The following is a 20,267-nucleotide window of genomic DNA, read 5'->3' as shown; positions in this document are numbered from 1 at the left end:
TGAAGTAATAACAAAAGAGGCTCCTACTCTAAAAGTGAGTTGAAGAAGTTGAATGTCTTTGAAATGATTTACTTTTAATAATAATCATATTCCCGAAAAATTCAGGTTATTTTTCGGGGGATGTAATACATTATCTATAATGAATCTTAACAGAAACTTTTTATTTGATTTTCAGTGATCCCTTTAATTAATCCTAGTTCACTAATCAAAAATTCATGTGCGTTATCCAACATTTTTTTTTCGCTTGTATTAAGTGCCTTTTCTTTCTTCATACGCATTAAATCACGTACAACTTCAGCACCTTCTTGTATTTCACCCGTTTTTATTTTGTCCGTGTTCACTTTATACCTTTGTTTCCACGGCAGTAATTTATCTGATTCTCCATGCTGAAAAATGTGTATAATGTGCTTTAATGCAAGTATATCAGTAACTGGGCGTATATTCGAATTCAATATTTTACCCGTAGGAATCATGACTTGCATATTACTGATCGACATTTTTATGACAAAATACTGTTGTTTTTTTCCTGAGAATTCTTTTTCTACTATGGCTTCAATTATACCTGCTCCGTGCATTGGATAAACAATGTTATCGCCAATTTGAAACATATAATCCACCTCCATATGTGGTAACCTTCTCAAGTTTAACACATATGTTGTTTTTTATCAAAAATTTTATAATATCATAAAATTATTTTTGTTGTCAATTGATTTTTCTTTAAAAATCAAATTAAGTAAAACTAGCACAAAAACCATAAGGATTGTGTAAGATTTCTAATAAAGGGAAGGGGAATTTCCCCTCGCATATTCTGAAACCTCTACTCATAAACGTAGATCCGTTTTCCCTTGAAAACGACCAAATCGATCCCTTATTTTTTTCAATCTTGTGTGGTACTCCAAAATCTCAATTCTTGCTTTTTCTGCAAGAGGGGCAATTGGTCGTAAGTCTTTTAACCCCCAATACTCAACCACTACATCAAGTACTTGATCAAAATATTGTAGTGGTCCATAGTTTGCTTCTTTTGCAATCACAGCCATTCTATTTTCAAAATCTGGCATGACGGCACCTGGCATTTTAAAATTCCTAATCACATTGGCAATATGGTAGCAATAATTTGGTTCCAATTCTAAATGAATTCGAATAACGTCTCGATAAAACGCATAATGAAGTGTTTCATCTTTTGCAAGACGGCGTAATAATGTAGCAAGATCTGAATCATGCTTACTTGCAACTTTAGCAACATTATTGTAAAACACCATCGTTGCAAGTTCTTGTAGCGTCGTATACGTCATGGCTTCGATTGGTGTATGAAAATCAGGCTCAAATCCACCCTCAACGACTGACTTTCTTAATTCATGTATTCGCTTAGGATTCACACTTCGAGTGAGTAGTAAATATGTCTCCAATAAATTCGAATGTTGATCCTCTTCTGAGGTCCAAGTATGAATGAAGTCTGTAATAACAGAAAGGGATCCTTTAAAAGTCGCAGATAAATACGTTGTAAACCATGGCAAATTCACTTCTGTTAATAAAGCTGTTTCAATGGCCGTAATTACACCAGAAGGAAGAGTAACTTGACTTTCATCCCAAGGAACTCTTTTAAAGTCCATTCCCTTATCCCATGGCAAAAACTCATGATAACCCCAGTCTATCTTCTGCGCTCTTATTTTATGTTGTTCATACATTTCTTTTAAACGTGGTTCTAATCGAAAATCTAAATCATTCGTTAGCATATGAGTGCCCCCTTTTCTTACCATGGATATTCATCCTATTTTTATCCTTAAAAATTTTCTACAAATAAATATTACTTTCCTTTTTTTAAGTTAAACATAATAAATTTGTAACAAAATTTTTTAAGAGCACTATGTTTTCATATGATTTCTTCATATAAAAAGGGATCCTGAGGGTAACATTCATGGATGATGATACTCGTCATGTTGTAAATCTTGTTGAGTGTAAAAATATGCATGTCTATAAAGAATCGTTTTATAATAAGTATTGATAGTATTTTATACAAACCATCAACCTATTTAGATGTAAAATCCAATATATTAGATTAAGCATTTGAAAAACAAATACAGTTGATGAGATAGCCTTAAACTACAATTCCCAACAAGATCAATGTACATTGGCTATGATGGGTTAGACCAAATTTTGTGAAATAGCATACAACACAAAAGGAAGAGGTGATAAACATGCAGTCAACAGAAGCGCATATGAGGGAAAAACAACGTAGAGAAAAAATAGAAATTATATTTAGTCACAGGGTAAAAGGAGAGAGTTATTTTCATGGCTCTTCCTATCAATGGAAAAACATTGTATATCAAAATTATAATAGAATACAACAAAAAGAGTTAGAAGTTGAACAACTCATTTCGAAAATGGAAAAAGCAGGGGTTCGTTTTACGCAGCACCGTTCACTCATACACTATCCCGTCATTGATTTTGTAAAATATATAGCTAAGATTTATAATGAACCTCTCGAAATACAATAATCATATTTAAAGGAAACCTTTTTGAACTACCCCTACTTTCACTTCGTTTAGAAGTGAGGGATTCCTAAGTAAAGAGTTCTATCGAACTCTAATTGATTAGGCTAACCCCGCAGTCCTTGCGGTTAGAAGCCTTATCGCTTCATGCTTTAGATTGATACTTGCGTTAATATCCCTATCATGGTGTGTACGACACGAAGGACAGTCCCATTCACGTAGGTTTAGATTTTTAACGTCTTTATTTTGATATCCACAACAAAAACATAGTTGGCTGGAAGCAAATGTTTTCGATACGACAATGACTTGTTTGCCATACCATTTTGCTTTGTATTCTAACATGGCTCGAAACTGTGACCATGATACTTCACTAATTACTTTTGCTAACTTATGATTCTTTAACATATTCGATACTTGCAAATCCTCTATACCGATAACATCGTGGTTTTTGATGATTTCAGTTGAAATTTTGTCCAAGTAATCTTTTCTAGCATTTGATATGTATTCATGAATTCTAGCTACCTTTACTCGTTGTTTATTCCAGCGAGAAGATCCTTTCATTCTTCTAGAAAGAACACGCTGTGCTTTCGCCAACTTATCTTCTAATGATCGGAAAAACTTCGGATTTTCATAGTGTGTTCCATCTGACAAAATAGCAAAATCTTTTAGTCCTACATCTATTCCAATGTAAGAATGTGTTTTCGGAAATTCTTGTACTTCTGTTTCAACTAATAGTGACACAAAATATCTACCAGAAGGGTTCCGTCTAACTGTAGCATTTACAATACGCCCCTCTACTTCGCGACTTTTGGCAAATCGAACAAGACCTAGTTTCGGCAACTTTATTTTGTTCCCTACAACGGCAATGTTTTCATTTGTTTGTTTTGTGGTATAAGATTGTACGTTGTTCTTCTTAGATTTAAAGCGCGGTGCGCTGTTTTGTTTTTTGAAAAAGCGCGTATAAGCATCCGCAAGGTTGCGAACAGACGACTGAATCGCAATACTATCCACTTCTTTTAGCCAAACAAGCTCTTTCTTCATGGCAGGTAGTTTGGCAGAGCATGTACCATAGGTCAAGCCTTTTGATCCCATAAGGATAGGAAATGATTGAATACAAAGCGAGAACACCCAATCGTTTTGTTGATTAGAATTGCTTGTGCCTGATTTGGATAGATACGAAACTTATAGGCTTTATTCATCAGTATTTGATTCACCTCCATTTCGGTATATGACTATTATACACCAAACGTACATTCGATAGATAGTGGAGTAACACTTTCTGTATGTCGAACAATTAAGATGGCTTCCTGCCATCCCTTGTTCGAAGCCAATTCATCTCCCACCTACTCACTGGGCTGTGACCCTTAACGCTCCTTGAGGAAGGAGTCTTCTTAGCTAAAATGATAAAGAAATAGTGAGCTTAACATTTTTCCTTCATCTTGACATTTATTACAAAAAATGTTATTATTAAAATGAATTATTTTTGTTCGGTGTAAAGGATTTGTAACTTTTCACCTTTATGATCACTGAGAGCAAGGATAGTATTACATTGTGTGTGTTTACACACTAGGAGGCAATACAAATGGAAAAAGGTAATGTAAAATGGTTTAATGGCGAAAAAGGCTTCGGATTCATCGAACGTGAAGGTGGAGACGATGTATTCGTTCATTTCTCAGCGATTCAAGGCGAAGGTTATAAAACTTTAGAAGAAGGTCAAGCAGTGACTTTTGATTTGGAGCAAGGTCAACGTGGACCTCAAGCTTCAAACGTACGTAAAGCTTCTTAGTTTTACAAAGCAGGGAAGGCAGGCTCTTTTATGGGAGTCTGCTTTTCTTTTTTCTGTGAAACTATTTTGAGAAGTTAGCTCATTTTTTGTTTTGGGGGTGTTTACATTCCTTAAATTGATGGGCATGTGGTGGTACCCCTTAGCTTGATAGGCATGTAGCGAGACCCCAGAAAGAACAAACTTCGTTTTGAATACATTTCAAAACGAAGTTTGTTCTTTTTACATTTATTCATGGAAATTCAGCTCGTCTATTCGTTTTAGGGTATTTTCTATTCTTAGATTGATGGTGATGTGATGCTAGCCCTAAAAGTTGCGACTTTATTTAAAGGTGACATCAAAAATATTCTTCAAATCCTGGAAGCATAAGTAGACCAAAACGGCCATCTTATGCTTCTTTTAGTTTACGGTCAGCTTTTATTATTTAATTTTAATTTTGTTATTTTACACGTTTTCAATAGCAATCCGGTGCCATTTGTATAATTCGTTCTTCTGGTGGGTCTACTTTTATAATCTATTCTCCTTGTACAATCTTAGCACCTTCATATAATTTATCAGTATAATTTTTAAGGTCCTGCCAATTATCCTTCGCTGTATTCAGATCTGCTCTTATAATCTCATCAAACAAATCTAGACTAATGTTGTCAACACTGTCAATCAATGATTTATATTTTTTCTCCACTGTCCCCCACTGAGTCTTTATATTTTCAAGAGCAGTAACAGCTGTACCAACTGTTGCAGCCATATGTTCCGTTTTATTTTTGGCATCAGTCAAAATAACTACTTCTGCCTCTGCTCCAGAAATTCTGGACTTTAATTGTTCTATTTCTTGTTGAGCAGATGCGATATTCTTGTCAGCAGTGACAATCAATGGTATACCAATCGGAGGCATAAATACAGATAAAGCTATATAGCCACCACGTTTATCATAGTTTTCTTTAATTGTATTATTACAATTCTCAATTCGTTGTTGTAGAAGCGGAATACCAGCATTCGTACTTTCTAGAATATTCTCCAATTGATTGAAATCTTCTTTGAAATTTCTTGTATTTTCTGCTATTTCACCTTGGAAATTTTTCAATTTTTCTAACAGTACATCTAATTTTTGACTATTGTACAAAATACTATTGTACAAATTTTCTAGTTCATATTTTAATTTCTCTGTATCTTTTTGCTCTATAGCAGTTAGTAAAAGCTTATAACTTGCTTGAAACGTATCATTATAACTTACAATATTCTGATGCGTGTACATAATACGAGTTTTAAAATACATGAACCAAAAGTCGGCATTCTCTATTGCATCCCGTTGATGCTTAATCATGTTTGCTTGTAAATCACCATTTATAGAACTTATTTTACTTAAATCTGTCAGCTGTTGATTACTGATTGTATTGGCATATGAATCCATTGTAAGGATATTTGCCACCATTTTTCCCATTACTTCTTTAAATTCACCAGGACCAAGGGAATAGTTCTTCAAACTTTCTTGCTGTTGGGACACAGTTTGTTCTGCTGCCAAAGTATGAAGTGGAATTACATTATTCGCTGCTATTCCCGTAATGATTGTTGACAAAATAAGTTTCTTATATAAATTCTTATTCATCTTTTTCACCTACTTTTTCACATGCATCATATGTTTTATTAAATTCATAAGTTTCGATTCTTTACTTCAAATGAATTACGATGATTGCAAATAAAACAACATATTAAAATAGAGATTCTCGTACTTTCTTATTCTATAATCTTTATTAAGTTTCATAACTATATAGGAAGTCTCCTGCTCATACTTGAACAGGAGACTCACATTATATGTTCTTCAAAAAGGAAACTCAATATATTCTTCGGCAATTTCTTGAAGTAATATTATTTTTTATCTTCTACGAATGAAATCTCACTACTTTGAATTTTTTCAGCATACTTTCTAATATCCGCCCAATGCTCCTTCGCTGTATCCAGATCTGCTTCTATATCCATAGCAAGGAATTCTGGGTCAACCTTTTTAGCTTTATCAATCAATGCGTCATATTTTGTACCCATTACATCCCACGTAGTCTTTATATTTTCAAGGGAAACAATAGCTTTATCAATTGTATCTGTTAAATTTTTAATATCACCTTGCACTATCGTTAACCTACCTGACTGTAGTTTCGCCATTGAAATATTTTGTGTTAGCTTTATAATTTCTTCTTGTGCTTTGATTATCTGTTGCTGCGATGAAACAACTCCGAATATCGAGCCTCCTAATCCAGCTGCACCAAGAGGCGCAAAAGGTGAAAGAATTAAGTATACACTAAAAGCAGTTGCAACCGACGATCCAATATAAATTTTGTTATTTTCATCAATTAATGCTTTATTTGCTTCGATTTGTTGCTGGAACAGTGGAATTCCAGCTTCTTCACCAGTTAAAATATTTACAATCTTTTCAGCATTCCCTTTTAAATTTTGTGTATCTTTTTCTAGTTTGCCGCGAAAGCTTTTCAAATCATCCACTAATTTGGTAACTTGACCTTTATTCTGTGAAATTTCACCATTCAACTTTGTAAGCAAAGCTGTTAGTTTGACTGGATCATTTTTATATTGTAATAAATAACGAGAATAATTTTGGAATGTTGTATCATAACTGATAATATTTTGATTCGTCGTAATTATTCCTGATTTCAAATTATTTAACCAGTATGTTGCATTTTCTCTAGTAATATTTTGGTTGGCTTTAATATCTGTTTTTAAATCATCGCCAACTGAAGGTAAACCATCCAAATTAATATCTGCTTGTTTAAGTATAGTTAAAGCATACAGGTCCATTACCAACATATTGGATTTAGTATCCTTCATCGCATTATCAAGCCCTGTTGGTCCAAGGTAATAACTAGGGTATTTAAGGTTTTGATTTGCATAAATAGGTGCTGGTTCCTCTGCCGAGGCATATGATGGCATAATGCCACCCGCTACTATTGTTGCTATTAATGTAGATAAAGCCATTACTTTATAAGGTTTTTTCATCACATTTTTCTCTCCTTACATTATATTATTAAGAATTATTGTTCTGAATTCTACAAATCTCAACCTGTTACTTTTATTTTTGTAACACTCTCTTGATATTCCGTTGTTTGTTTTTTCAATTCATCCGTAAACTGTTTAAGCTCCTTTAATCGTGCTTGTAATGAATTAGAATCTATTTTCGTATCAGTATTAAGACTTGTCCCCGTTTCAATCATTATGATATTAAAAGTGTCCCAACTACTTACTAGATTGTCAAAACTCTGAGTTTGCTTTTTAACTGTTCTTGTAAAGTTATTTAATTGCTGCTCAATAAGTGTCATTTGAGTTGCTTGCACTTCAATATTCGATAAATTTTGCACCAATTGAATTAGTTTCTGTTGCTTTTGAGCAATAGCTTTATTCAGTTCTGTTACTTTATCGTTTGTAAGTTGTCCATATTGGTTATAAACCGCTTCTAAATTAGACAAGTCTACAGTTTTATCCTTAACTCCGTCTTTCAAAATATTAATAACCGACTTTGTAATATTTAAAGAACCGTCTAGATTTTCTTTTGGTAGAGCTAGAAGTTTTTCAAAATCTTCTTGAATGCCTGCATTAAGTTGTCCCATTTCCGTTCTTAATTTTTCAATGTCTCCGTCGGAACCCTTATAAGATTCAAACGCTTTGCTAACTTTACTAGAAAATTTATTACTATCTTCAACCAATTCATTTTTAGAATCGTTTAAGTCTTCTGAAGTTATTTTCATAATATACTGAATTTTTTGCGCGTCACCTTGAAGTAAGTTAAAAATACGTACAAATAATGCTCTTGCTTCCGAATCTTCATTCATCTTTCCAGATAGTTCAACTAATTTATTGTAGTAATTTGTAAATCTTATTCCAAAACTCTGTATCTCTTGATTTACAACGGATAATTTGTGGTTATTTACATCCAGGCAGTCTCGAACATGGTTTCTTACAGTGCCTTGATCAGTTGTTATTCCATATATAGTACTTACATCAAGATCTGGTTGCTGTAATATGATTAGCCCATATCCTTGAATTAATGGCGTCTGTGATCCTAAGTTCGTAATCGAATTTGATAACCTATCCATAGCGGGTCCAAGTATACTACTTGGTTGTAAATAAGTTGTATTACTTTCTGCAAAAATATTTACAGGTGAGAAGCAACTTGTAGATACTGCTGTGACTAATAACCCTGCGACTAACGCTTTTTTCATGGTGATTCCTCCCATTTATTGGTGTCTTTTGATAAAATAGTTGGACTAAATTTTAATTAATTTGAAATCTAACATTGTAACTATTAATCTATATAGATTATTTTAAAGATTAATTTTTAGGAATATAAATATAGATTGTAAACATTTGTACATAATGCCCTACTATAAACTTATTTCCTAAGTCATTACATAAAAGGCATATACGAAGATAATTTTGATTTTATATGTCTTAAAATGCAACTAACATCTTGTGCCCTTATTAAAACATCAAATTTTCATTGCGTATATAGTAAAATTTTGTTGATTTTTGTATAATTTTGTCCTCTTTTGTTTTTTATCTTAATTATTTAATATGTGTACAAATTAAAATACTATACTTCTAAAATTGCTATGGAAGCTCACTCTTATAATTAAAATAATTATAATTTGATTATGCATCATAAAATGATACCTAATTTAATTTAAGTAGATGAATTTTCATTTTCGAAAAAATATTTTAATATAACTTTTCGATACTCTTCACATATTTCTTCCTCTATATGGATATGTAAAATTGCATATCCATATAGAGGAAAGTTAACTATCATATATACATAGTCATAAGTGGTAACATTGAATCGTTCCCAAATTATTTATAAAAGTACAATTTTACCCAAATAGTATGATGCCCCCTATTACATCAGTTTATGAGCCAGGATGATATGTAGCTGTTATGAAACTTGGAGAAAATTATTATTATGGTGGCAGCTTTAAAATTAAAAAATAATAGAAGTTAATTTCACTAATGATAATATTTTTGATATGATCAATGTATAATAAAAACATAACTCATGTAATAGTCTAGGCGGTATACTTGACCAACGGCCGCTTAGCTAATGAGTTATACCCCTTAGAAAAGGTACCTTGCAGCAGGGGTACCTTTTCTTTTATTTTCAGTGGTAAATTATTTTAAATAGAAGCTATATAACTAAAAAGTATAATGATTAAATTGTAATTGAAGTGAAGTATGTATCCCATATGAATATTTTTAAATATTAGAAAGAAAATCATTTGAGCGATAGCTGGTATCCCAATTATAGTTATACGTAGAGAAATGGAGTAACCCAAATGAGCTTCCAGACAATATTAAAGAGGCTGTAATTGAAGATATGGGGCTTATTATGAAAGAGCGTATGATCTTATGCCAAAAGAACAATATAGATACAAACATAATGTTCTCTCCGATTAATTGAATTGCAATCCCAGGTGTTTTGTGAAGCATATTAGTAATCCCTTCATTCTCAATGGGATTAGATGCTCCTCTGAATGTTGTAAAAGATATTAGTACGGCTAAAAATAACAACATAATAGCATAAATAATGAAAGCACAGAAAAAAGAAATTTTTAGTTGCTGGAAAGTGATTTTTTTAGAAAACAAAAACCTTTGATCCCTCATTATAAATAGGAAAACTAATGAAATAGGAAAAGAAAAATAAACAGATTTAATTATGTGTTGCATCAGTATATCTAATTCATTTATATAATTAAGCATGAATGATGGAAAAGGTATGTAAACAGTAATAATACAAAATATGATAAGTATTAGAAACTGCAGATACGTTTTAGTTTGTACTAAGCAATCTAAATATGTGTTGGCAGCATTTAATGCGTTTATGGTCTGCTTAAACTCTTTAGAAACTGCGTTCATAACACTCCTCCATTTTTATAAAAGTAAATATATTTAATCCATCATCTTATATGCCATTCTCCCCTAATTTTATTAAATATAATCTTATATCTACACACTTAATAAAATTTCAATTACCATAATTATTAGTTATATATAAAATACTGTTAACAAAGGGATTTCTATTCCAAAATGAAAAACATCCAGATGGGTGCTTTTTTATTTTATATTTACTATATACTACTTCATCTTGATGGCTATGCGGGTTATTTCATTGAATTTATCTTTAAAACATGGAAATCATTTTTTCATATTCATCACTGTAATTCTGTGAAATTAGAATGGCTAGAGTGTCATTTATATGAAATACTAATTGGCATTTTTCCTGTCCCTCCAGCATGTTTCAAATGCATCAATTACTTCCACATCAAGAAGAAACGAGACAGAAATTTCATGTTCTTTCCTTCCTAATTAAAATGTAGTGACCATCATATCATTAAACTTTCACTAAAATCTTCCCCTTACATTATGATACGTTTTGTAATTTAACACTCCTCCCCTCAAGTGGCTTCTGTATATAATACATTTAAAATTTAATTTTTTTTATAAATCAAAGATTTCCTGACATACTCTTAAAATTATTTGTGCACGAATAAAATCTCTCCGTAAACCTCCAATATCTTTAAAATATACCAAAATTGAGAAATATGAAAAAGACACTCTTATGAGTGCCCTTCTTAGCAACTAAGTCCGCTGCAGCTACTACCATTACCCATATGAATTTCTCCTGTAAGAGGATATTTTAAGTTCATATTTAATTATTAAAATAAACCGCACCAAAGTTTTCATTAAATCTTTTACACCAAACAGAAACCGAACCATATTCATTTACATCTATCCCTTCAGGAATTTCATAGTTTTGGTCTCCTTTATTTCCCTTTAATTTTCCTAATTCAATATACTGATAGTTTTTCACGTCTTCATTATTTTTCAAACGATTTGTAGGAACTAATACAACTCGTACATCTGGCCCATTAGATGTTGCAAAATTAGAAAGTCGTAAAACACGTTTTCCATCCGCTAATTGGTGAATTTTTGCCGTTCCGGCTGTTTCATGGACACCGTTTTGAAACTGACCTTCCCTTATTACTCGATCACTTTGCTGCTTTACTTCACTTGATTGTATCTCTGCTTGTGGCAATGATTCATTTACGTGCTTATCAATAAATAATTTCTCTGGTCGGAACAATGACCATAAAATCCCCAATACAATTATCAAACCACCTATAAGCCATACATATTTTCTTTTCATAAAGTAAAAACCCTCCTGTAACATACTGTGTAGTAGTATATTAACAAGAAGGTCTTTCATATTTCTAACGTAAATGTTACAAAAGTCTTTCAGTCATCTTATTTTTTTACCGATGTGATGGGAAGAGTGAACCAAAATTCACTTCCCTGCTTACCATCTGCGCGATTCCTTACACCAATTTCCCCTTTGTGCATTTCAATTAATGATTTTGCAATAGCTAATCCAAGGCCGGAACCTCCAGATTGTGAACTTCTTGATCGATCTGATCTAAAAAAACGTTCAAATACACGTAATTGATCATTTGGAGAAATTCCTATTCCTTCATCTCGCAAAGTGAATTGGATCTGTTGAGTTAGTTTATTTTCCACTACAGTCAATTCAATTGTTCCAGAGATAGGAGAATATCGAATTGCATTATGTAATAAATTACCTATGACCCTTTCTATTTTACAAGGCATAATCAAAAGTCGAGGTAATGTATCAGGGACATCCAATTGCACATGGATTTGTTTGTCCCCTAATAAGACAGAATGTGACTCTAATACATCTAATAGAACTTTATCTAAATGTGTGAAACTTGGGTGAAAATCTACTTGCTCAAACTCTAACTTTGAAAGATCAAATAAGTCGTTAATTAATCCATTTAATCTTTCTATTTCTTTTAAAACCGTTGCTAAGTATTGCTTTTTCATTTCAGGATCTTCAATCAGGTTATCTTGTAATGCTTCTATCATTATTTGCATGCTAGCCATAGGTGTTCGTAAGTCGTGTGAGATATTGGTAATTAGCTCCTTACGAGAGTTTTCCTGTTCCTCTAACTTAGTAAACCCTTCTTCTAATTTTTTTGCCATCTGTTGAAAGGCTGTTGCTAATTCTTTAAACTCACGTGGTTCTTGCCCAATTATATACATTGTTTCAAAGTGTCTATCACTAAATTGTTTCGTCAATTTTATTAAATTTTGTATAGATCTCATGATAGGACGTGTCATTAACCAATAAATAAACGTTGAAATAATGAATGCCACAAATGCAATTACTGTTAATAACCGCGTTTGTTCCGGTTCAAGTAACATTTTGGTCTCACTATACCATATAGCAATTACCATAATACTGGTACTTAATAGATTCATGAGTAACAATTGAATACGTAATCTCATGTTTCATTTCCTCCATTTGGCTCAAAGCGATATCCTATACCCCAAACCGTATGAATCCAACGATTCTTTATCGTATGCTTCTCGAGCTTTTCACGTAAACGACTCACTAATACGGTAACTGTGTTTGATGCCCCTTCATGTCCAAAATCCCAAATTAATTCAAGAAGCTGCGAGCGAGAAAATACTTGTTTTGGATGCTTTGCCATGAGATAAAGTACCTCAAACTCTTTCACCGTTAACTCCACTTCCTTATCACAAACAAGTACATATCTTGTCTTTGGATATATTTTTAAATCTGAAAACTCTATCACTTCCAACAGGGATTCTTTCGCTTGTATTGGTACATGACTTCCTCTTCTTAGTATAATTTGAACCCTTAATACTAATTCACGAGGGGAAAATGGCTTTGTCAAATAATCATCTGCCCCCATTGTTAAGCCTAAAATTCGATCCCTTTCCTCTCCCTTAGCAGTTAACATAATAATAGGGACATTTGACTGTTGACGAATTTCCTCACATAATTCCCATCCATCTTTTTTTGGCATCATCAAATCTAATATAATTAAATCTGGTTGATGTGTAAGAAATAAATCCCAACCTTCTTTACCATTTACAGCTGTATAAACTTCATATTCTTCTCTTTCTAAATACCGTTTGCATACTTCTCGAATATTTTCTTCATCTTCTATGATTAAAATTCTTTTCTTCATATACTATCCTCACTTCTTTTTCACCAATAACACAAAATTTATTTTTTCTATTATCCAATAAAAATATCTTTATAGGTAAAGATATAGAAACTAATCACATAAATAAATCAGAATTCCACATTTCAGCCTCGAAACAAATGAAAATTCGGAAAATAAATTATGTAATATAGATAGTAATCTTAACATTTGATTACTTATATGACTAGATAAGTATTTAAAATATTAGTTACTAAATCATATAAATTAAAAGAAATGAGTCCGATTTAACATCGAACTCATTCCTTATTAGTAACCTAAATTATTGTATCTAACTTTTCGGATTCAATTCATTTCCGTTTCTCTTTCCAAACTTAGCAACAGAACTATTACCTATTACTGAACTCTTGATAGATTCCATGCTATAGTATCAGTCCCATTCTCTCCATTACCATATTTCATATAATCGATTAAATATCCTACCTTTAACTTGTTACCATTAGATAGTATGTTCCATTGCTTATGGTGTCCAGTGAAATTCTTTGGATATGCATGATTAAATTTAAAAGTACTTGCGTTCTGTTTTTGATCTAAATGGATATAACTATCTTGAAGTTTTAAATATGCATAATCTGAATAAATAGGATTTTGAAATTTAATTAATACCTCTTCATCCTTTTTAATTGGTTTTCCAGGTTTAGGTTGACCTACTCTTTCAATAATTACATTCACTTTTTCATCGCTAGATTTTTCAGACCAAAGATACTCCCATTTATTCCCGGCATGATGACTTCCCCAATAAGCTGTATTTCCATATGAGGCCACAGTATAAGGAACTCCTTCTGTAACAAATTCACCTGAATTATCTACTACATAATCTTCAAATTCTTTATTAGCTTTAATTTCAGTATCAATCTTTTGTATAGGCGTTAAATTGTGTGCGTCATTGATTTCAAATGTAACTTTTCTGTGCGCAGCAATTTCAGATTTAATAGGGTGTATATTTTCTCTAGACTCATATGTAAATCCATTCTCACGTTTAACTAGTGTTACTGTTTGTGATGGAGCATTCCATTTCTTGTTATACGTAGTAGGAATCTCTTTACTCACTCCAAATAAACCAGGTAAAACTGTTGCCCTAATCTTTTGCGTCACAGAATCATAACTACCTTCTACTAATGTTGGTTGCTGTAGTTTTGCAAAAGCACCGTGTACAGAATCTTTATGTAAATAACCGCGATCTCCCTGTCCCGCTTTTAAATCGTTTAATGTATCAGTTCCATTATTAGCTGAAACCACTGATACGTTATTAGTACTTTTAGCCTTGTTTACAATTTGATTCACTTTTTTCGTATCTATATTTACATGTTGAAAAACTTCGTTATAGGATAAAACTGGCTTATCAGCAAGGGATTTGTCTTTAGGAGTATATACCCTAAACTTTGGTATATTTCCTATATCTGTTTCTAATTGTTCAGTAGCTGCATTCACTCTAGACTCATATCTCCCTGAATCCCCCAAATGCATAATTTCTTCACCTTTTTCAATAGATAAATCCATTGTACTTGTAGGTAAAACTTCAATCGAAAGAAGTTCCCCTTGTTCAACAGCTTTTAATTCATCCAAAGATAAGACAATATTTGCATCTGCTTGTCCTTCTAAACTGTCAATTACTACTTCTGTTTTATTCCGTCCACCTTTTTCTGTACTTAAATAGTTTGCTTTATAACGATCTTGTGTTGCCTTTACAGTATTAATAATTTTGTTTCCTAAACGAATATTAAAATGTGGCGAAACATTTTCAGCGGATGCTGTTCCTACATTCTTATATTCCAAATGTACCCGTAATTTTGCTGCGTTCGCTGTATCAACAGTTGTTGCAGTAGACCAATCAAAATTATTTGTATAACTCTCCGTTTCCGTAGTTGTTTTTGAATATCCATATCCCAAATTTGCAGAAACACTTCCGGAAGGAACAGGACCGGCTGCTGAGCCTTCTACACCACCTGAACCACTTAAACCTACATTAAATGAATGTTGTGTAGATACACTTTTTTCCCATCCTCTGCTAACTGATCCGCCATTATTATCCGTAATGGTTGCAATAGGAATTACTTCAATTCGTTTGACACCAATTTGCAAATTAGGTATGTTGGCAACTATCGGATTGAAATTAGTATCAGAATCGTTGTTATAATTCTCAACCTCATACATATCAGTAAAAGGATCACCATCCGTATTTGCATTCATAGGATTCGATATAAATTTTGGTTTCCCTTTATCCTTCTCAGGATCCCATGCTTTCGCTTCATTTTTTCCAGTTTGTGAATTGAATTCAATTTTATAACCATTAATCTCTAAGTCGTTAGAAATACCATCTTTGTCCCAATCATTGTTTGCCATTTCAATGTTTTGTGTAATGAGCGAACCTATCTCCCCATCAGATCCGAGCGTGAAATTCTTATCTTCTTTTTTTGCATTTGCATTCTCTTTGAATATTTCAACTGTACCTCCTGGATTCGGTTGTTTTACATCTGCTAAAGCAGGAGATGCTAGAGTCAGTACCATTGATACACTACCTAATACACTAATTGCTGGCTTCAATTGTTTCATTGTTATTTTTCCTCCTTGGTTTCTAGATCAATTAGAACACCTACTAGTAAGATTAATTTCATCATATATAACAAATCTTTCTTTTCTCTCTCATAACTGTTAAAAAAGTCTCTCGTAAATGTTACAAAACACTTACAGAGTTTTTAAAATCTATATATGAAACATCAAAAAGCCGTAATATGAAGAATCGATTACAATATGGGGTAGCACCAACAAAACGCGAATTTCGTACGCTAGGCAAATTTTCATAGAAAAAAGCCGTTTCCTCTAAGTTTAGAGAGATAATCGGCTTTTTCTTTGTAAATCAAAAAAATAAAATCATATGAAACCTATAAATATATATTATTACATAAAATATGATTCTTAGTATTCTATAATCAATTAATCCTCATCATACAAATTATCTACAGATTCCTGTAAAGAATCTAATAGATAGTCGCTGAAGTTTTCATAAGTAATGGTATACAGTTCTTTTGAAAAACGACTCCAAAAGACAACAGGGCACTCGCCATCTTTCATTTGATTGGTATCTAAACATGTCACAGTGCCATCGATATCATTTAAAACAATGTATTGTTCAGGAAGGTTATATGTTTCTCTATATAACTTGGTGTGGTAAACAACGGAAGAATCCACAGCTGTTGTCTCACAACCATGAATATCCATACCATCCAGTCCGCCGCTACCGTACTGTTTTAAAAACCAATGATAACTGTCTGGGAAATTAATGTTTAGCATTTGTGTTGCTTCTCGAATTGTATCTTCATTTACCCCTCCCATAAAATCGCCATTTTTTTCATATGTGGTAATGATTGAAATAATCTTGTCATTCATCTTTTTATTTCCCTTCTAAATGTTCTCGCGTTCTCATTTTCCAATAGTTGTTTCTAAAATTATTATACTGTTTATGTTTATATAGCTCTTTGTCGTTTCTAAAACTTTCTCCTGATTCTACTAAACCATGTAATGCTTTAGTAAATTCATCATGTTTATTGGCTGGTATTTCAACCATTGCTCCAGGTTCTTTTTGCGTTAAATAATGCAACTCAATTTTGTAGTTATCCTGTTATAAAATGTACCCCGCCATCTAAAGCTAGTTGAAGATTCGACTTTCCGCTTTTATTAACGGATGGTGGGGCGACGTAATCCCAATCTATATTTTTTCATACGGTAAACCCCATCTCTATCAAGCTAAGCTCATACAACATCAATCATAGTAGAGGTTGCTTCTTTTTTCTAAAGGTTACGTGTAGGGAATTTAAAGATTTGCATACGAAATAAACCCTAACAGGTTTCATTTTTTTGAATTAAGCCGCTTGATTATCAGACTCCCGAAATGATATGGTGACCCCTATTTATCGATCAATATCAATGGTTAATTAAAGAGATGACTTCACTAATTATAAATTTTTAATAAACTAGTAAAAAATTTATAAAATATAATAAGAATATATAAAATAGCTCTTAATCTACTTGTAATGGATTATTTTAAATTTAGCCCTTATTGTATTACCTTATTGAATAAAACCTCTTATAAAGGAATTTGAAAGGTCGTTTTTAAGTTATAAAAATTAATTTTCAGATTTTATATAAATAACAGGAAAAAGGATCCGTTTTATGGAGCCTTTTTCCTGTTGTTATTTTAACTTAATGTAATCTGTATTGTCCTGATAATTGTTCTTCCGCCATTCGAACTAAGCGCTTTGTAATTTCTCCACCGACAGATCCATTTGCACGTGATGATGTATCAGGTCCAAGTGTGACTCCTAATTCACGGGCAATTTCATACTTCATTTGTTCAATAGCACTTGCAGCAGCAGAAATAAGAATTTCATTTGTATTACTTTCGTGTCTTTGAATATTCATAATTGCACCTCCACTATATTTGTATATAACATGTGCTTAATTATGATATTTATACGTAAGTAGACTATTTTCTTCTGGGATTTTTAGGGAAATTCTTTTTCGTTCTCTCTTTCCCATATTCAACTAACTGAACTTGAAAAATATCTGAATCCTGAATTCCTAATACGTTCATTTCTTCTCGAAATGAGCGCCATGACTCTACCTTTATAGATTTTTCTTGACCGTTTCTTAATGTGTAGATTCTTGAGTATTCTATAATTAACCCTCCTCAAATGTTAAATAATCTACATTGCACTTCAGTATAACAATAAAACCGCCCGTGAGGACGGTCTCTCTTTACGTTATTTTTTTATAGCTCTACGTTTTCTTATTTTCTCTTTAATATATTTTATGTTACGTATGCCTAAACGAATCGAAGCGAATATAAGGTAAAACATTAAAATGACGTAGACTGCTATCCAACTCATATACATAAAGGTACCTTGAAATCCATTTTCAGTAAGCCAATTAGTGACCCACATTCCACCGAAGTAAGCTGGGATTGTAAGCAAACTTACATCTTTAGGATCCGTCGCAAGGTAAATCATCAAAAATAGAAAAACAAGCGCGCCCATCGTACTAACATTTTCAAAAATCATTTTCGAACATCACCTACTTTATGAGTAAAATGTATCAATATTTCACTATTTTACTCACATACTCTCTCTGTATCCCTGATTATTCTCTGTTCTTTCTGTTGTCATATAGTGACTTCCCTACCATGATGAGAAATATAATGAATATAGTTATATAAGGATTATCAAAAACTAGGAAATATACGCTAACTGCAAACATAAATGCTAAAATTAAATATCCCAATTCCCCCACCTCTTCATCCAAAAATATATTTATACTTATAATTCTTATTTAAGCTTTTAAAGTCTGTTTTCCTACTTTAAACACGCTCTTTTATTTTGCTAAATCTCAAATTAAACAGTAAGACTCCCACTCCCAAAATAGGAAATAGCAATGAAATTAATTAGGAAAATACCTAATTCTAAAAGTCAGTTTGCTTCAACTATTAATCATTGAGGGATTGGCTCTCTCTACTGACAGAGCCAATCGCACGTGCTAATGTATCTATTCCAAGTGTAGCTCCTAATTTACAAGCTATCACTAAACTTAACTACAAAAGTACTTTTGATTGAATATATTTTTATATCAATAGAATCACTTTCTTATTGCTTTTTCATACCAATAAAACCCTTGTTAATCATATAAAAACCACATAATAAAATTAGGTTCTTATATTAAAACCTTACATCAACATATCCGCAAATGAAGTCCCCACATTATTCTTTCTTTTCATATGCTTCTCTAAATATATTTTTGTTGTTTGGATATTTTCGTGACCCAGCGTTTGCATTAAATGATATAGATCCGCGTTTCCTTGTTCAACTGCCATAATGGCAAATGCATGACGGAATGTATGTGCTGTTACAGGATTTTCACGATACTGTAGAAAATCTAAATTTGTCTTTTTTATCATGTCTGTTACCTGATTTGATAACGTTTTCGGATTATAAAAATTTCCTCTTTGATTTACGAATAAAGGAGATTCATCTCCCCGATCCAATATTGTTTGGAATCCTCTTCTCCGCCTCATTTCACAAATACACTGGTATAAATGTTCCGAAATGAAAAGTTCACGCACCTTATCCCCTTTTCCAGTGACTTTTAACCAGTACTTTCCGTCATAATGTAAGTCTTTCACTCTCGCGGTGCACAATTCTTGAATTCTTGCACCGGTACTTGCTAGAGCTAGTAAAATTGTATAGTTTACTAAATGCCCTTGTTCTTTATAAAACCCTAAAATTTTCATCACTTCATCATAGGATAGGTCCCGATTTGGCCGATCCTGTTCATTTACATTAGCGCGCTGCAGTTCTTCATGAAGAGGTCTTTCAATATAAGCAAATACATGAAGATGTTTTAGAAAAGAACGTATAAGTACTGATTTTTTTGCAAGTGTTGCGACTGCGTACGTATCTCCATTTCTACCGTTCTCTACCTGCTTCAACCAAGCATTATATTTACGAATATGCCAAGGCTTTAATGTTTTTAATAACGAATCATTTTGCTGTACCTCTTCCCCATTCAATTCGAATTCCTCTGCATGCTGCACCATGCACTGACAAAATGATAAGATTTCAGAAACATAACTCTTTTTCGTATCCTCTTTTCTATTCTTCTTCTCATCCATATCTTTTTGTAAATGTACGAAATGATAAATGACTTCCAGATCACTTAAATACGTATATTTACTCTTTCCCTCTTTTTCTGCAACCTCCATCTTTTCTTCCAACTTATCTACATAACGACTATCATGCAGGAATGGAACCATATCTCTTATGTTTTCTACATATGTATCTATATTTTCACTTTGATTCTTTATTATAGGTATGTTCTCTTTTTCATTTTGTTTATCCATAATTC

Annotated in this window: 17 protein-coding genes and 4 pseudogenes; 4 read left to right on the top strand and 17 right to left on the bottom strand. The window is 32.5% G+C overall.

Annotated features, from left to right (window positions below):
• Positions 1 to 146 precede the first annotated feature (146 nt).
• Together QCI46_RS27955 and QCI46_RS27950 are read right to left on the bottom strand one after the other, a co-directional pair.
• A complete protein-coding gene (locus tag QCI46_RS27955; RefSeq protein WP_353841981.1) occupies positions 147 to 608 on the bottom strand; it encodes a CarD family transcriptional regulator in 462 nt (153 codons plus the stop codon).
• Positions 609 to 821: 213 nt separating this feature from the next.
• The gene (locus QCI46_RS27950) at positions 822 to 1,733 is read right to left on the bottom strand and encodes an acyl-ACP desaturase (protein WP_353841980.1); all 912 of its coding nucleotides are present in this window, start codon (positions 1,731 to 1,733) and stop codon (positions 822 to 824) included.
• 462 nt (positions 1,734 to 2,195) lie between these two features.
• Between QCI46_RS27950 and QCI46_RS27945 the strand changes: the two genes are divergently transcribed.
• On the top strand, positions 2,196 to 2,495 hold the full coding sequence (locus tag QCI46_RS27945) for a hypothetical protein (protein ID WP_001192003.1): 300 nt from the start codon (positions 2,196 to 2,198) through the stop codon (positions 2,493 to 2,495).
• Between the two features lie 96 nt (positions 2,496 to 2,591).
• Here the strand turns inward: QCI46_RS27945 and tnpB are convergent.
• Positions 2,592 to 3,709 (bottom strand): annotated as a pseudogene (gene tnpB, locus QCI46_RS27940) (IS200/IS605 family element RNA-guided endonuclease TnpB).
• Positions 3,710 to 4,071: 362 nt separating this feature from the next.
• Between tnpB and QCI46_RS27935 the strand changes: the two are divergent.
• Positions 4,072 to 4,275 (top strand): cold-shock protein, encoded by a 204-nt coding sequence (locus QCI46_RS27935; protein ID WP_000410775.1) that lies wholly within the window; start codon positions 4,072 to 4,074, stop codon positions 4,273 to 4,275.
• Between the two features lie 511 nt (positions 4,276 to 4,786).
• On the opposite strand, the gene nheC is transcribed toward QCI46_RS27935, so the two are convergent.
• The 3 genes from nheC to nheA all read right to left on the bottom strand — a co-directional run bounded on the left by nheC (position 4,787) and on the right by nheA (position 8,492).
• Entirely contained in the window at positions 4,787 to 5,875 is a 1,089-nt protein-coding gene (nheC, locus tag QCI46_RS27930) for a non-hemolytic enterotoxin subunit C (protein ID WP_353841979.1), read from the bottom strand.
• A 260-nt stretch (positions 5,876 to 6,135) separates the two neighbouring features.
• Positions 6,136 to 7,272, bottom strand: coding sequence for a non-hemolytic enterotoxin subunit B (gene nheB, locus QCI46_RS27925; protein WP_353842115.1), 1,137 nt, complete (start codon positions 7,270 to 7,272; stop codon positions 6,136 to 6,138).
• 59 nt (positions 7,273 to 7,331) lie between these two features.
• The gene (gene nheA / locus QCI46_RS27920) at positions 7,332 to 8,492 is read right to left on the bottom strand and encodes a non-hemolytic enterotoxin subunit A (RefSeq protein WP_353841978.1); all 1,161 of its coding nucleotides are present in this window, start codon (positions 8,490 to 8,492) and stop codon (positions 7,332 to 7,334) included.
• Positions 8,493 to 9,162: 670 nt separating this feature from the next.
• On the opposite strand from nheA, the pseudogene QCI46_RS27915 reads away from it, so the two are divergent.
• Positions 9,163 to 9,258 (top strand): annotated as a pseudogene (locus tag QCI46_RS27915) (DUF5065 family protein); the annotation flags it as partial.
• A gap of 182 nt (positions 9,259 to 9,440) precedes the next feature.
• On the opposite strand, the pseudogene QCI46_RS27910 reads toward QCI46_RS27915, so the two are convergent.
• Positions 9,441 to 10,179 (bottom strand): annotated as a pseudogene (locus QCI46_RS27910) (hypothetical protein).
• 252 nt (positions 10,180 to 10,431) lie between these two features.
• On the opposite strand from QCI46_RS27910, the pseudogene QCI46_RS29960 reads away from it, so the two are divergent.
• A pseudogene (locus QCI46_RS29960) lies at positions 10,432 to 10,634 on the top strand (IS4 family transposase); the annotation flags it as partial.
• A 338-nt stretch (positions 10,635 to 10,972) separates the two neighbouring features.
• On the opposite strand, the gene QCI46_RS27905 reads toward QCI46_RS29960, so the two are convergent.
• From QCI46_RS27905 to QCI46_RS27860, 10 genes are all read right to left on the bottom strand, one after another.
• Positions 10,973 to 11,470 (bottom strand): DM13 domain-containing protein, encoded by a 498-nt coding sequence (locus tag QCI46_RS27905; protein ID WP_353841977.1) that lies wholly within the window; start codon positions 11,468 to 11,470, stop codon positions 10,973 to 10,975.
• 98 nt (positions 11,471 to 11,568) lie between these two features.
• Complete coding sequence (locus tag QCI46_RS27900) at positions 11,569 to 12,627, bottom strand: sensor histidine kinase (protein ID WP_353841976.1); 1,059 nt, start codon at positions 12,625 to 12,627, stop codon at positions 11,569 to 11,571.
• Entirely contained in the window at positions 12,624 to 13,337 is a 714-nt protein-coding gene (locus QCI46_RS27895; RefSeq protein ID WP_353841975.1) for a response regulator transcription factor, read from the bottom strand. Before QCI46_RS27895 ends, QCI46_RS27900 begins: the two co-directional genes overlap by 4 nt.
• Before the next feature lie 372 nt (positions 13,338 to 13,709).
• Positions 13,710 to 15,926 (bottom strand): binary toxin-like calcium binding domain-containing protein, encoded by a 2,217-nt coding sequence (locus QCI46_RS27890; RefSeq protein WP_353841974.1) that lies wholly within the window; start codon positions 15,924 to 15,926, stop codon positions 13,710 to 13,712.
• 381 nt (positions 15,927 to 16,307) lie between these two features.
• On the bottom strand, positions 16,308 to 16,760 hold the full coding sequence (locus QCI46_RS27885; RefSeq protein WP_353841973.1) for an SMI1/KNR4 family protein: 453 nt from the start codon (positions 16,758 to 16,760) through the stop codon (positions 16,308 to 16,310).
• A 4-nt stretch (positions 16,761 to 16,764) separates the two neighbouring features.
• The gene (locus QCI46_RS27880; protein ID WP_353841972.1) at positions 16,765 to 16,971 is read right to left on the bottom strand and encodes an HNH/ENDO VII family nuclease; all 207 of its coding nucleotides are present in this window, start codon (positions 16,969 to 16,971) and stop codon (positions 16,765 to 16,767) included.
• A 602-nt stretch (positions 16,972 to 17,573) separates the two neighbouring features.
• Positions 17,574 to 17,792 (bottom strand): alpha/beta-type small acid-soluble spore protein, encoded by a 219-nt coding sequence (locus QCI46_RS27875; protein WP_002161812.1) that lies wholly within the window; start codon positions 17,790 to 17,792, stop codon positions 17,574 to 17,576.
• 64 nt (positions 17,793 to 17,856) lie between these two features.
• Positions 17,857 to 18,051, bottom strand: a complete 195-nt coding sequence (locus QCI46_RS27870; RefSeq protein ID WP_353842114.1) for a hypothetical protein — start codon at positions 18,049 to 18,051, stop codon at positions 17,857 to 17,859.
• 82 nt (positions 18,052 to 18,133) lie between these two features.
• Positions 18,134 to 18,430: a hypothetical protein gene (locus QCI46_RS27865; RefSeq protein WP_098015946.1), complete on the bottom strand. Its 297-nt coding sequence runs from the start codon at positions 18,428 to 18,430 to the stop codon at positions 18,134 to 18,136.
• Positions 18,431 to 19,089: 659 nt separating this feature from the next.
• Positions 19,090 to 20,262 (bottom strand): tyrosine-type recombinase/integrase, encoded by a 1,173-nt coding sequence (locus tag QCI46_RS27860; protein WP_353841971.1) that lies wholly within the window; start codon positions 20,260 to 20,262, stop codon positions 19,090 to 19,092.
• Between the last annotated feature and the right edge of the window lie 5 nt (positions 20,263 to 20,267).

Source organism: Bacillus cereus group sp. RP32, assembly GCF_040459735.1.
Lineage (GTDB): Bacteria > Bacillota > Bacilli > Bacillales > Bacillaceae_G > Bacillus_A > Bacillus_A wiedmannii.
The sequence above is the reverse complement of the archived record's forward strand: the minus strand, read 5'-3'. Positions and strand labels throughout refer to the sequence as shown.